Origin of the sequence: Bdellovibrio sp. HCB2-146, from assembly GCF_047345725.1 — a bacterium.
Classification (GTDB): Bacteria; Bdellovibrionota; Bdellovibrionia; order Bdellovibrionales; family Bdellovibrionaceae; genus Bdellovibrio.
On the sequence record NZ_JBLEQP010000001.1, the window covers coordinates 831,014 to 844,732 of the forward strand.

The 13,719-nt window shown below is 45.4% G+C and carries 15 protein-coding genes and 1 pseudogene; 13 read left to right on the plus strand and 3 right to left on the minus strand.

All coding sequences use genetic code 11. The features are described 5' to 3' along the window. Positions 1-132 precede the first annotated feature (132 nt). The 7 genes from ACLWOR_RS04055 (at position 133) to ACLWOR_RS04085 (ending at position 6,939) form a co-directional block, all read left to right on the plus strand. Entirely contained in the window at positions 133-531 is a 399-nt protein-coding gene (locus ACLWOR_RS04055) for a hypothetical protein (protein ID WP_413939390.1), read from the plus strand. 278 nt (positions 532-809) lie between these two features. After that, the gene (locus ACLWOR_RS04060; protein ID WP_413939391.1) at positions 810-1,307 is read left to right on the plus strand and encodes a PepSY domain-containing protein; all 498 of its coding nucleotides are present in this window, start codon (positions 810-812) and stop codon (positions 1,305-1,307) included. Positions 1,308-1,319: 12 nt separating this feature from the next. Beyond that, positions 1,320-2,423, plus strand: a complete 1,104-nt coding sequence (locus tag ACLWOR_RS04065; RefSeq protein ID WP_413939392.1) for a glutamate-cysteine ligase family protein — start codon at positions 1,320-1,322, stop codon at positions 2,421-2,423. A 2-nt stretch (positions 2,424-2,425) separates the two neighbouring features. Further along, entirely contained in the window at positions 2,426-3,736 is a 1,311-nt protein-coding gene (locus ACLWOR_RS04070) for a Mur ligase family protein (protein WP_413939393.1), read from the plus strand. Continuing rightward, a complete protein-coding gene (locus ACLWOR_RS04075) occupies positions 3,727-5,103 on the plus strand; it encodes an ABC transporter permease (protein ID WP_413939394.1) in 1,377 nt (458 codons plus the stop codon). Before ACLWOR_RS04070 ends, ACLWOR_RS04075 begins: the two co-directional genes overlap by 10 nt. Continuing rightward, positions 5,096-6,013 (plus strand): hypothetical protein, encoded by a 918-nt coding sequence (locus ACLWOR_RS04080; protein ID WP_413939395.1) that lies wholly within the window; start codon positions 5,096-5,098, stop codon positions 6,011-6,013. The genes ACLWOR_RS04075 and ACLWOR_RS04080 overlap by 8 nt, the downstream gene beginning before the upstream one ends. 68 nt (positions 6,014-6,081) lie before the next feature. After that, entirely contained in the window at positions 6,082-6,939 is an 858-nt protein-coding gene (locus tag ACLWOR_RS04085; RefSeq protein ID WP_413939396.1) for a LysR family transcriptional regulator, read from the plus strand. Here ACLWOR_RS04085 and ACLWOR_RS04090 read toward each other — a convergent pair. Further along, entirely contained in the window at positions 6,936-7,793 is an 858-nt protein-coding gene (locus ACLWOR_RS04090) for a DUF6492 family protein (RefSeq protein WP_413939397.1), read from the minus strand. The two genes, ACLWOR_RS04085 and ACLWOR_RS04090, sit on opposite strands and share 4 nt — an antisense overlap. 15 nt (positions 7,794-7,808) lie before the next feature. After that, on the minus strand, positions 7,809-8,801 hold the full coding sequence (locus ACLWOR_RS04095) for an extracellular solute-binding protein (protein WP_413939398.1): 993 nt from the start codon (positions 8,799-8,801) through the stop codon (positions 7,809-7,811). Between the two features lie 214 nt (positions 8,802-9,015). Here ACLWOR_RS04095 and ACLWOR_RS04100 point away from each other — a divergent pair, with 214 nt between their 5' ends. From ACLWOR_RS04100 to rfaE2, 6 genes and pseudogenes are all read left to right on the plus strand, one after another. Beyond that, positions 9,016-9,279, plus strand: a complete 264-nt coding sequence (locus ACLWOR_RS04100) for a DUF2945 domain-containing protein (RefSeq protein ID WP_413939399.1) — start codon at positions 9,016-9,018, stop codon at positions 9,277-9,279. A 94-nt stretch (positions 9,280-9,373) separates the two neighbouring features. Beyond that, the gene (locus ACLWOR_RS04105) at positions 9,374-10,015 is read left to right on the plus strand and encodes a hypothetical protein (RefSeq protein ID WP_413939400.1); all 642 of its coding nucleotides are present in this window, start codon (positions 9,374-9,376) and stop codon (positions 10,013-10,015) included. Further along, the gene (locus ACLWOR_RS04110) at positions 9,972-10,904 is read left to right on the plus strand and encodes a 50S ribosomal protein L11 methyltransferase (RefSeq protein ID WP_413939401.1); all 933 of its coding nucleotides are present in this window, start codon (positions 9,972-9,974) and stop codon (positions 10,902-10,904) included. Before ACLWOR_RS04105 ends, ACLWOR_RS04110 begins: the two co-directional genes overlap by 44 nt. Beyond that, a complete protein-coding gene (locus ACLWOR_RS04115) occupies positions 10,901-11,662 on the plus strand; it encodes an RsmE family RNA methyltransferase (RefSeq protein WP_413939402.1) in 762 nt (253 codons plus the stop codon). The genes ACLWOR_RS04110 and ACLWOR_RS04115 overlap by 4 nt, the downstream gene beginning before the upstream one ends. A gap of 11 nt (positions 11,663-11,673) precedes the next feature. Continuing rightward, positions 11,674-12,465, plus strand: a complete 792-nt coding sequence (locus ACLWOR_RS04120) for an RDD family protein (protein ID WP_413939403.1) — start codon at positions 11,674-11,676, stop codon at positions 12,463-12,465. A gap of 57 nt (positions 12,466-12,522) precedes the next feature. Next, positions 12,523-12,951 (plus strand): annotated as a pseudogene (gene rfaE2 / locus ACLWOR_RS04125) (D-glycero-beta-D-manno-heptose 1-phosphate adenylyltransferase); the annotation flags it as partial. On the opposite strand, the gene ACLWOR_RS04130 reads toward rfaE2, so the two are convergent. After that, complete coding sequence (locus ACLWOR_RS04130; RefSeq protein ID WP_413939404.1) at positions 12,952-13,686, minus strand: hypothetical protein; 735 nt, start codon at positions 13,684-13,686, stop codon at positions 12,952-12,954. Positions 13,687-13,719 lie beyond the last annotated feature (33 nt).

Consider the following 13,719-nt stretch of genomic DNA (forward strand, 5'->3'; position numbering starts at 1 on the left):
AAGCTTCACGACTGTCAATAAACTCGACAGACTTGTCATTTTCATTCTTGAAAAGTTCAGAGAAGTTCATGGGACGAAGGTTTAACAATCTGTATTTATCATGCGTAACAAACCTAACCAAAGGAGTTTCCCATGAAAAAACTGATGACTGCCCTTATCCTCGTAATTGCTGCTCAATCTGCTCACGCCGGTGTAACTTACGAGCAACAACAAGAAGCGCTCTCTCAGCTTCAAATCGCAAAATCCGAAATCAGTTCGATCCGCGCGCTTATTCCTCGCCCTCTTCAGAGTTCTATCGGTCGTAATCTCAAAAATGCCGAAGAACGTATCACTTACGCAGAGAGAATCTTGGCAGGCTCATCAGTGAGCGAGCGCTTTTATTGTGTTGTTGAGTCTTCATTTGACGGTCAATTCTCTGGAACCGGTGCCACTCGCCTTGAAGCTTCGAACAATGCACAACGCGCCTGCCGTGCGGGTTCAAGAAGAAACGGTTTCTTCTGTGAAAGCCACGCGACTTGCGAACAACAATAGTATTATTTGTTTGCCCCGAGAAGCCCGGCCCCTCCAAGACGCCGGGTTTCTTTTTCTCACTTAGCTTTCAAGATTCCTCTCAAATCAAATCCATCGCACTATAGAAGATTCAGGATCGTTTAAAAACTCGACAGTTTTTTTGCGGCTTTGTGATTTATCAATTTCTCGAATGAAAAAGAGTGCTCCTCAGAATGAAAAACAGACTCACTTGATTTTCATTATTTCTATTCGCGATGCTTTACTTTCCTAAGAGCGCCCTCCTGAAGTATACCCTCTTCATGTTTCGAATGATGCGTAAATATCACCGCTGGGTCTCAATCGTTATCACTCTTCCTTTCGTGATCACTTTGGTCACGGGGATTATCTTGGCGACTCGTGGTTTTAATACTTGGGTGCAACCTGAGTACGCCCCGGTAAAAACAAATCTGACTGTTAGCTTTGATCAAATCTTGGAAGCCGCGAAAAGTGTTCCCGAAGCTCAGATTCAATCTTGGAAAGACGTTTCGCAGATCGATATTCGCCCTGCTGCTGGCAACATCCGTTTGCGCGCTAAGACCACTCAGTGGGAATTGCAAATTGACGGTGCCACAGGACAAGTCACTGGCAAAGGCATCCGCCGTTTTTCAACTTTAGTGGCTTTGCATGAGGGCGCTTACTTTGGCCCGATGATTCGCTATGGGATCTTTTTCCCAAGCGCTCTTGGAGTTTTCTTTTTATTAGTATCAGGTGTCGTTATTTTTGTTCAGCCTTACTGGGTTCGCAGGAAAAAGGCTTAAAGGGATTTGGTTATGAAGTTTTCGCAGTTCTCTCAAGAAGAAAAAATGAATTTCGCAAAAGGCTTTCGCTTTGGCCTAGAGTCGGAATACCTCGTTGTTAAGAAAGACGACTTCACTCCTCTTTGGCACCAAGATTTGACTTTTGAACTCTTGAACGGAATTTTTGAAAGTGTTTCTTTGGAAGGTATTCCTTCTTGTGATGGTTTGGATCTTGAGCCACCACAAACGAAACTGATGCCTTTCGTAGTTGAAGGTTATCACCTTCCAGATATGGATTTTGGCGCAAAAGAAATTCTCCCGAAAGGTGTTGAAATCAGAACGCCTGTTTGCGACAGCCTTGAACATGTTTTGCAAGTTCACAGCACACTTTACACGCGCCTCAGAGCTGCGATGAACGCGCACAACTTTGATTTGGTGTGCTTGTCTCACCATCCTATTCACTCTAAATTCTCTGGCCCGCAAAACAAACGTCGTCACGATTATTGGCAATGGTCGATGGAAGTGATGACGACTTTCGGTCCCGATATCAACGTCAGCCTTCCTGAAAACTTGGCAGCAATGGTGAGTGATGAAGATCTCGAAGCGAAGATCAACTACTATGGCCCAGCCCTGTCTGCGTTGAGCGTGGCTTCTCCATTTGTCGATGGCAACCTTTGGGGCCTTAAAGAAGGTTTCGGAAAAAGTTTCCGTATGCACAAACGCAGCTATATTGCGCCTCCAATTGAGTTCCACCCAACTGAAAAGAACCGCTACGAATTCAAAGTTTTCGATATGCCAAACTCTTTGGAAGAAATCGAAGCCCAATTTTTGACGTTCTTAGCGTTGGTTCTAGATGAGTCACTTCAAGGTCGCGCTTCAAAACAAACTCGCATCTATGATCTGGGCCAAGTCGCTCGCCATGGTTTGGCGGCTGAAGATATGAAAGAACGCGCCACGGAACTTCTTGAAAAAGCCCCTGCTGTGCTTTCTCAATGGGGCTTTAACCCGAAAGCTTTGGAAGTCTTTAAGAAACGCGTTTTGACAGGTAAAACCCCAGCAGACGATATGATTGAGCTTTATCAAAAAACTCAATCTCTTAAAGAAGTCTTGAAATCTCGTAGCGAATTTAGAGTTTAATTATGCAACATCCTCCGTTTGATATCATTCAGACTGATGTCTCGAAGATCCAAGCAGGGGATTGGTTTTTGCCAATGACGATCAAAGAAGTAAATCAACACTCTTTGATTTCGGAAGCCTTCCAAAAAGGTGCTGTCGGAGTGACCATTCAATCCGGCGAACAAGTGCCTGCTGGATATTCCGTTTCGGAAGTGCCCGATTTACGCCAATATCTTTTTAAGCTCGCACAACTCAAACGTCCTTTACTTAAAACAAAAATCGCTGTCGTGACTGGCAGCAATGGCAAGACGACAGTTAAAGAACTCTTAGGTTCAATCATCCGCGCTTCTCATCCTGAAACGCACTTTATGAGCCCGGCAAACTTAAATACCAAGATTGCCCTAGCGACTCAGATCTTGCGGTTGCCGGAATCCTGCGAAGTCGCAAGTTTCGAAATGGGCGCTCGCCGCGTCGGTGATTTTGAAATCCCTCTTTCTTACTTACAACCATCAGTTGTGGCATTACTCAATATCGGCTCTGCCCATGTTGGTGAATTTGGTTCGCAAGAAAAACTCTGTAAAGAAAAACTCTCAGGACTCTTTACTCCATCGGCGCAAATTCTCGTAGTTCCAACCTGTAGCGAAATGATCATGGCTGAAGCGTTGAAAGCGCACAAACAGGTCATCACTTTTGGATTTGCCTCCCACAGCAGTGTTCGTATTCTCGAAAGCAACGCCGATACGGTGAAATTAGCCGTGCGCGGTTTAGAGGTTTCGTTCCACTGCCCGTTTATGACATGCGAGAAAGAACGTAACGTTGCCGCCGCAGTGGCCTTGGCTCTCGCTCTTGAAATTCCTCTGGATAAAATTAAGCTCGGACTTGCTGCCTTTAAAGGTGTCAGCCGTCGATTCCAATCTTTTGATTGGCAAGGCACACCTGCAATTGATGATGCCTTTAATGCGAGTCCAGAAAGCATGGCTGCCGGTCTAAAAGAATTCGCGAACTTGGCTAAGAGTAAGAAGTCATTGTTGGTTTTAGGCTCAATGTTAGAGCTTGGTGCAAGCTCTCAAGAAAAACACAGCCAAGTTGCCGAGCTGATATTTAAAATCTTTTCGCCAACGACGAATGTGGCTGTCATTGGCGAAGATGCCGTCACAATCGTAGAGACACTTAAATCTTTGGGATTTCCATCTGAAAACACACATATCTTCTCTGATTCAAAGTCAGCTCGTACTGAGCTTTCCCAAATCCGCAGTCAATTCGATATCGCATTCTTCAAAGGTTCCAAATCCATTGGCCTTGATAAAATCTTTCAGGGGGACTTGTGTCCGTAAGTTCTCTTTATGCACAGGACTTTGGCAATCTGCAAATTGCCATGGCTTCTGTTCTGATTTTGATCGCTATTGGCATTTCAAATTTTCTTCGCTTTGATTTAGAAAAAGACTTCTTTATCGCTTCCATCCGCACGACAGTTCAGTTGATTGCGGTTGGATACATCCTCCGTTGGATCCTAAAAGGTGAATCAGCGCTTCTAAACGCTTTGGTTCTGCTTTTTATGACGTTGGTAGCAGCACAAGCTGTGACGTCTCGTCTGAAGCAAAAGTCTTTTAAAATTTACGGCGTGGCTTTTCTTTCTCTATTGGGAAGCGTTTGGCCACTCGGCTATCTCAGTCTTGAAGTTTTCTTTCACAGTTCCGCTCTAATCCAAGCCGCATTCTTTGTTCCCTTTATGGGAGTTCTTATGGGAAATGCCCTCTCGGGTATTTCTCTGGCCCTCGTGAATTTGGAACGCGTTCGTGCTGAGAATATTTTAGAAATTGAAACCTTTAAGGCCTTGGGCGCAACTCACTTTGAGGCTGCTCACCGTATTTACCGTGATCTTTTGCGTGGCTCTCTGACTCCAACGCTAAATGGAATGACGATTGTCGGACTCGTCAGCTTACCAGGCGTGATGGCCGGTCAACTTATTGGTGGTGTTGATCCTTTAACTGCGGCCCGCTTTCAAATTCTAGTGATGTTTTTGATTCTGGTGACGGCGATGATTGGAACTTTGATCGCGCTGACGCTCAACCATTTCTATTTTATGCCGTCTTGGCTGACTCAGCACGCACCGACTTGGTCATTTGCCCAAAAGCCAGGTGAGAAACTAATTTTAAGTGGCCCCTCAGGGTCAGGCAAAAGTCGTCTTTTAAAATCGATGACAGGTCTTGATGACATTCACATCCGTGAAAACATCAAAGCTAAATCCCAGATCGAAATGCATCCGACCGAAGAATCAATTCACTACATCCATCAAAAAGCTCATTTCGTTCCAGGCACGGTCGAAGAGAACCTACAATGGCCTTTCCAATTTAAAGCATACAAGGAAAGAACCTACGATTCGACAAAGGTTAAAAATCTCCTTAATAGCTTTGGCCTGAATGAAGATTATCTTAAGAAAAGTGCTACAACCCTCTCTGGCGGCGAGGGCCAATTGGTACACCTTATCCGCAGCCTGCAATTAGAGCCACAGACGCTGTTTTTAGACGAACCGACATCCTCACTTGATTCTCAACGAACGGGTTTTATTGAAAATTATTTGAACCAATGGGTGCTTCAAGGCACAAGACACTTGGTTGTGATCACTCATAGCCAAGAACAGCTAAAACGCTTCGGCTCCAAAGCTGTGTATTTGAAACCCGAGGGCTTAACTTATGAATAAATTCTCACTCCTTCTTGCAGTTCTTCTTGGCGCTCCTCTTGTGCAAGCTCAAAGCACGCAAGCCAGCACATCATCTGTGGCTCCGGCTGAAGTTATTAAAGAGTCCAGCATCAATAAACAGTTCCAGGAAAATACAGAGATCACAGATGCGAAATTGAAAGCCGATGCCGGGTCATTGTCTCGCTTTAGCCTGAAATTCAATTTGACCTACACAGGCCCAACTATGGGTGACCTCTCTGCTCCAGACCAACCAAATCCAGATGGTTCTGTTGGAAGCTTCCAAACAGCTTTGGGCGGTTCGATGGGACTTCGCTATCGCTTGAACTCAAAAAGCTCTGTGGGCGTTTCAACGGGTATCAAAGCCATTCATCCGTTCCATGGCGCTGAACGCACCGATATGAGCAATCCGTCTTTGACCTACGATTACTCAATGCGCGTGTGGGACATGCAAATGAAGAATGCGCCAGGATTGGTGTATAGAACGATCCCAGAATTTAAGAAAATCGGCCAATACGGCATGATCTATGACAACCACTCGATCGTTTATGACTTGGGTCCCAGTGGTTTCGCTGTCGGCGTTGATATGGCGGCTGGTTACTTCTTGTACGATAAAGAATACGAAACTAAAGATGGCAAGGCACCTCGCTATACTTTGGAATTCAATCCCAACGTCAAATACAACTTCTCTGACAAACTCAGCTTCGTGACGTCATCAAACATGGCGTTTTGGAATCCCCGCGCCCGCACCGATAACTTTGCTTTGCTCAATAAATCGATCAATCAAAAGGTCGGCATGGGTTGGGCTGCGGCTCGTGACGTTTATATCAATCCGTACTTCACTTTCTACCCAGCCTATATGACTTGGGAAAGTGTGACGATGAACGTAAGCACGATCTTCTCTGTTTTCTAGTCCCTACCGATTTTTCAAATGTAAGTAAAACTAATTGTGTTGAACGCACAATTAGTTATTCTAATGGCATGAAAACAAATGCCGCCCAGCTTGAAGCCTTTTATACCGTCGCTAAGCTTTCGAATTTCACACGTGCTGCTGAAGCCCTGCATGTCACGCAATCGGCTCTCTCGCAGCGAATTGCAAAGCTTGAAGAAGACCTCGAGACGACATTATTTATTCGCGACCGCACCTCTATTCGCCTAACTGAAGCCGGTGAACAAGTCCTGCGCTTTTGTCAGCTCAATGACCAGGCAGAGTCTGAGTTGATCGCGCGCCTGAAGGGATCTAAAACCGAAGTCGCTGGTGTTATTCGCATTGGTGGCTTTTCTTCCGTCAACCGATCCCTTGTTATTCCGGCCCTCAGAAAGCTGATGGTGAAAAATCCAATGCTTTCAGTGGAGCTGATGACCAAAGAGCTGCATGACCTTTTTGACCTCCTCCGACGCACCGAAGTGGATTATATCCTCACCAATACGAAGTCCCAGACAGCTGATATCGAAAATGTTTTTCTAGGATATGAAGACAACGTTTTGGTGACGTCGAAAAAACATACTGACAACAATATCTTTTTAGATCACGACGAAAACGATTCGACGACAAAAGGCTATTTCACTCAAAACAAAATGTCCTTTAAACCGACAACAATGCGCTATCTCGATGATGTCTACGGCCTTATCGACGGAGTCAAAAATGGCTATGGCAAAGCCGTTTTACCCTTGCACTTGATAGAAAATGAAAAGGATCTGGAGATCATTGAGCCCAAAAAAAAACTCGTGGTCCCCGTCTATCTGCAATTCTATGTTCAGCCTTATTATCGAAGTATCCACACTCTAATCACCGAAAATCTAAAAGAATACTTTGCGGAAAACCTGCGCCAAAGCTAGCGCCACTGATGAAGCTTTTTGACCGTCAGAGGCTCGGGTTCCAGGGCCTCTTTGTGTTCCGCAATCATCGGCATAAATGGGTATGGATGAACGAGCGTTTCGCGAATTTTAGAATAGCTCCAGTCGGACGCCGAAGGCATATAAAAATGCGGAAGTCCTTTTACGGGATTAACCTCAAGTGTGCCCATCAGTTCAGGATGTTGATGACTGAGGTAAGTTCCATAAAGCTCGTACTCACTTAAGTTCGTCGACTGATCGTCAACTCCGCTTTCTAAAACACGATTCAAAGCTACCAAAAATGATTCACCAGTTCGACCTTCAATAAAACCCAACATTTCTTGCAAGATTCTACGATCAAATAACAAATGATCCGCGATAAAGCTTGATTCCACCTTCTTAGCGAATCCAGTCAGCTGTTCAATCGTTTTAAAATAAGGAGCATGATATTCATTTTCGAGATAGAAATTATATTTTCCATTTTCTCGGAACCTTACGGGCTTTAAGAAGCAAAGATCCGCATCTACAACCAAGATATGATCAGCATCAGAAAAATAATAACTATGCAGTTTTAAAATTTGCTGCCACATCCAAATAGGATGAAGAGCACCAAGAGAGCTCCAAGACACTGCAGATTTCTGTTCAATTGTTCTGCGCGCATCCTCTTCATCGATGAACCTAACTTTGTCGTGAAACGGATAGGACGAATGCAGAGTCAGATCAGGATGACCTACTAAAATGATATCTCGAATATTTTCTTGAACGTTCTCAAGAATGGATTCTAAACAAATCGGCAGAAAGCCATGAAAGGCCGGATGCGGCCTGACCGGGATCAGAATATCGAGGGATGTGCTCATCCCTCGATCGTAATACTATTGGTAGTCAGCCTCAATGAAAAGCTCGCGAGCTTTTTTAAGATATTTGCCAATCTCAGCCCATGAAGTCTCGTCACGTTTAAATGTGCCAAGAGCCTGCAACTCTTTTGGAGTTTCAGCAGCTGCGTTTCCTGGATATTCCATATCTTGTTTTGCGAACATCGTTTGCACATCAGTGCGAGTCATGAATTCAACAAACTTTGTCGCGATTTCTTGATTTTTGGAAGTCTTCAAGATCGCAATGCCCGAACCGTTCATATGAGCGCCCGTCGTTTTTTGATTCGCAAAGAAGATCTTTGCGTTCAATTTAGGATTGGCTTTCAGCTGTTGAACGAAATAGTGCGTATTCAGAACACCGGCACCACAGATGCCGGCATCGATCGATTGCAAGAGCAATTCGTCCCCGATTGTTGGATCAATAGCTGTGTTCGCGACCCAACCCTTCAAAGTATCAACCGTTTTCGCTTCGCCATCGTGATGGATAAGGCTTGCTGTGAAAGCAACGCTGTAGCAACTAAGTGACGTGCGAAGGCACATGCGAGTTTGCCAAGCTGGATCTGCAAGGTCTTCGTAAGTGCCAAGCTCTTCCGGAGAAACAAGTGAAGGATTGTAAGCGATCGTGCGAGAACGAAGTGCCAAGCCCACCCATTGCATATCTGGTTCGATCATGAATGCTGGAATATTTTTGCGAACAACATCAGACTTGATTTTCGCTAGAAGGCCTTTTTCTGCGGCTTCATTCATGTAAGTGAGATCTTTTGTGAGATAGATATCCGCTTGCCCAGAAGCCCCAATTTTTTCAAGTTCGGCGATCAAATCCCAGTTCGCCCCTTTGACCCAGGTGAAATCAACGCCTGGATTTTCTTTCTTAAACAAATCCAACACCGGCTGCATTTTTGCTTGGCTGCGAGTTGAAACCACATTCAACGTCACTGCAGATGCCGCGAAAGAAAGAGTCGAAACCAGAACGAACAAAACAAGAGCCTTCATAAGTACCTCACAAGGCCTGGAATTAATCTTGTTTTCCTGGCCCCGTCAAGGCAACCGCTTGCGGTTCTCAATAGGCTTTCAAAGGCACCATAAATCAGCCTTCTTGCAAACAAACTGAGAGTAAAAATTATCCTTTTGTCGCTTGTCTTGACGGTCGGCATTCCCATTAAAACGACGCTGGTTTCAGAGAAAAACTTCAGGCACTATAGGCCTCATGGCAAACTTTAAAAAGAACTCAAAAGTAGAATGGGCGTGGGCCGGCAGCTCTATCCATGGAACTGTCGAAGAAGTTTTTTTTGAATCCGTTACGAAAACGATTAAAGGAAAGAAAATCACCCGTCACGGCTCAAAAGAAAAACCTGCTTACCTCGTTAAGTCTAGCGCCGGAAATCTTGCTCTCAAGCTCGAGACTGAATTACGTAAAGCCTCTGCTTCCTCGTCTTCATCCTCGAAGATTCGGATGTTTTCAAACGACTGAACTAGACCTTCGCCCGAGGAATTTAAGTTTCAAAATAAGACAGCCGATAACTTGATTGAAGAAACTTATTTTAAAAACCATGGAAGGGTTTTTTATGAAGTTCACGATCGCAATCGGTCTTATACTTTTTGGCCTGGCTCAAAATTCTTATGCAGGAGAATTGGCTGTTATTGATGTTCGTCGCAACATCACCCTGAGCGAAGAGGACACTGTCTACAAAGATTTCTATCTCGGTGGTGCTGGCGCCTCCGGTCTCAAGAAAAACATGGTCGTCACCGCCGTTCGCAAACTCAATATTCGCGATGCCAGTGGTGCTAATGCCTTTGGGGAAATTCAAGTTCCCGTAGGACAACTTAAAATCATCGCCGTCTATGACAACATCGCTGTTGCTCGCGAGTTCACGCTTCTTTCCAGAGATGAGCTGCCAATGCTTGAGCAAATCGGAATTATGACCGGCGATCGCATTGAAACGAAGGGTTCGTTTATCGACACTTCCAAGCCTAAAAAACGCAAAGTCAGCGAGGTCACAGAGACCACGGCGACTGGGGTTGTTGTCACAACAACAGGCACCGCAGGCCCCGCCCCTGCCTCTGAAAAAGCCACGGCCCCTGTAAGTCCTACACTGGTCGCAAAGGCGCCTGAAGCGAAGGCTCAGGAAGCTCTGGCAGCAGCTCCGTCCCAAGGGGAAAAGCTTGAAAAAGTGGGGGATTCTGGTAACACCTCCACCCATGAGTGATAATTCTTATTTTCGTATTCGCCTAAGCCACGTTCCCGCAGATCTAGAAGACGCTATTACACAGCACAGTTTCGGCTGCGGGGCCACGGGAGTGACAGAAGCCCTTTCCTTTTCCCAACCCGATCTCACTTACGATCCAAAAATTTTGTACAAGCGTGATCATGATCTCGATGTGTTTTTCCCAGAAAAACCCGCGCAAGAATTTTTCGACGGCTTACGTTCGGTTGCTCCCAGCATTCAGTGGCAAGTAAACGAAGAAGAAAACAAAGACTGGCTCGAAGAATGGAAAAAGGGATTCAAACCTTTCCGTCTTGTGGGCGACTTCTGGGTTGTGCCTTCTTGGCTCACTCCTCCTGAAGAATGCAAGCATCCGATTTATATCGATCCAGGAATGGCATTCGGGACGGGCACTCATGCAACAACGCAAATGATGGCACACTTTATTCACAAAATGGCGCAACAGTATCCACAACAAATTGCGGAATGGGCAATGCTGGATGTGGGCACAGGAACTGCAATCCTGGCAATGCTCGCACAAATGAGTGGCTTTGGCTTGGTGACAGGTATCGAGATTGATCCTGAAGCTCGCCGTGTGGCTCGCGATAATGTGAAGTTGAACAAACTTGAAGTCATCGACGTTCCTGAAACACAAATCGAAGATATCCACTCCACATACGACGTGGTTGTTGCAAACATCATTGACGGCGTTTTGATCAAAATTAAGAAAGACCTCATGAAAGTTTTAAAACCAGGCGGACACATGCTTCTGACTGGAATTTTGGAAGAACGTGACAATCACTTCTTCGAAAACTTTATCGAAGGCTCTGGCCTGACTGTGGTTCGTCGTTTGCAAAAAGACGAATGGGTCGGATACTGGGTGCGTTCATGAGACGATATTGGATTGAGAAAAAAGATCTCTTCCAAAATCAGGTAAACTTCACGGGCGACGTATTCCATCATATCTTTGATGTCTGTCGCCAAGAAGTCGGCTCGAAATTCGAAGTTCTCACCGAAGATAGCAAGGCTTACTTTGTTGAGGTCACTCAAGTCACAAAAAAATCAGCGACCGCGCAAGTCTTGGAAGAACGTGAAATTCCAAAACTCAAAGAGCCACGCCTTCATATCGCACTTTCTATTTCGCGCTTTCCAGTAATGGATGCGGTGATGGAGAAGGCTGTTGAACTTGGCGTGTCCAGTATTCAGCCTTTTTTCTCCGAGTTTAGCTTCCTCCGTAAAGGCGAAAAGCTTTCTGACAATAAGTTCGAGCGGTGGGAAAAAATCGTGAAATCCGCGACTCAACAATCCGGCCGTGGCGACCTCATGAAAATCAACGAGCCGATGACGTTTGATAATCTCTCGTCTTTGATTAACCGCGAGGCTGGTGCTGCGGGTCTATTTGCTTATGAGGGTCCGTCGACTCTAAGCATCAAGAATTACGTACAAAGTCTTCGTTCCCCAAATTCCCAAGCAATCCGTGATATTTGGATTATCGTGGGTTCTGAAGGGGGATTTTCACATCAAGAGGTTCAAAAATTACAGGACCTAGGCCTTCATCCAGTGACCCTGGGACCGCAAGTTTTGCGGGTGGAAACGGCTTGCATGGCTTTGGTGTCCGTCCTAAAGTATGACTTTGATCTGATGTGTTGAAAGGAGAGGGAATGGATCCCTTTGAAGAGTTTGAGTTTAAGCCCCTAACGGATGGTCTGGGTTTTCACAAGAAAAAAGCTTCCGCTTCATCTGAGGCGTCTTCTCAACCTGAAAAGACCGCTTCTTCATCTGCGCTTTTTAAAAGTCAAAATTTAGAATTGATTGATGAAGGTTCAACAGATCCTCTTCGTCCACCACTTCCTCGTAAAAAATCAGCTTCTGCAATTCCAGCCGCTCCTGGTGGCTTGACAGAAGTGGGCGGCGACGGATCGACTTCCTCAACTGCGGTTGACGAGATCTTAAAGACTCTGCAAAAAAATCGCCGTCTTGATTTCGAAAACACAAAAACTAAAGTCACAGCGACTCCAAAAGCGGATGAGTATGTTCCAACTCGTTGGAATTTTTCAGCATCGATCTTGGATGGCATGTTGGTTTTGGCGGGCAGCCTTCTGTGCATGATCATTTTGTTGGTCATTACGAAAGTGGACCTGATTGGCAACCTCACAAACCCTGATGAAGCAGGTATGATCTATATCGCGACAGCTTCTTTGTTTGCGGGCGTTTCATTTATCTATCTTGTTATCAATCGCATCTTTATGGGTTCAACGCCTGGAGAATGGGCATTTGATCAACGCATTGGTCGTCCCGAGGAAACAAACTCGGCAGCTTATGCATTGAAAGTAGTCGGTCGTAGCGCACTTGTAATCGCGACTGGTTTTATCGTATTCCCTCTTCTGTCTTTGATCCTGAATAAAGATCTTGCGGGCGCTATCACGGGCGCTCGCCTTCATAAAAAGGTGTAGTTCCTCATGGGCCGCGTTTCCTCTTTTGCTGATATTGAAGCGGCCCTTGCCCCTTTAAAAGCTGCCGGTAAAAAAATCGTTTTCACAAATGGTGTCTTTGACCTTCTTCACATTGGTCACGTTCGCTATTTGCAAGAAGCCCGTGCTCAAGGTGATGCCTTAGTGATCGGTGTGAATTCAGATGCCAGTGTGAAACGCCTTAAAGGTCCAAATCGTCCTATCCAAAATGAAAATGATCGCGCTGAAATTCTGGCGGCCTTGGGTTGCACGGATTTTACGGTGATTTTTACGGAAGACACTCCAATTAAATTGATTGAGCTTGTAAAACCAGATGTGCTCGTTAAAGGTGGCGACTGGAAAATTGATCAAATCGTCGGCGCCCCTTTTGTGATGTCTTATGGCGGACAGGTTCGTTCTCTGAATTTCGTCGATGGTCGTTCAACGACTAAGATCATCGAAAAATCTCAGTTGCCTGAGAACAAGTAATTAAAATCTCATCCCCAATTTGCCAGAATAGACGGAATCGCTGTAGCGATCGATTTCGAATGCGACAAAGAATTTGTTAAAGCGGATGTTCACACCAAAAACTCCGTGATCTTCAACCGAGTCTTGCTCTGTCGTTTCGCCGTTATCAGTAATACCACCCGGGCCACCGATAAATTTACCGATCGCACGCACTCGGCCGCCGCCAAAATAAAGGGCCAAGTTTTCAATGTTCACCGTCGCTAACAAGTCAGCTCCGATAGTGGTCACATTGATAAGATTGCTAAAGTTCGCTCCCCCACCCTGAATCATCGCTGAAAAAGAAATCGGGAAAAATGAAGCTTCGTAAAAGCCCCAACGAATCTGTCCCCCGTAACTGGAAACATTGTCACCTTGAACAAACGGCGTGAAATAAACTTGCGTATCGACGTTGTAGTAAAGACCTTTACTGAAAGTCAGCGTGTAGTAATTGAGTTCGCCTTTGTCTTGAGTCGTGCTGCCCAGGCTGGCGAGGTCATCAATAGGCACATATTCTGAAGACAAGCCCACTTCAATCCCCGAATAACCGCCCAGTGGATAAGGGTTGCCGAGAATTTTACCAGCGGTCCCAAATCCCAAAATTTCCAGCGCTCTTCTTTGATCGGCGTCTGATAAATCTCGCGGCAACACAATGGCTGCCTGTGCGCAGGAAGCGAACACGGCGATAAGCAAAGAAATAAAAAAGGGGCTGAATTTCATGCCCCTATTTTCATAGTAAAAGCTGTGCGCTGT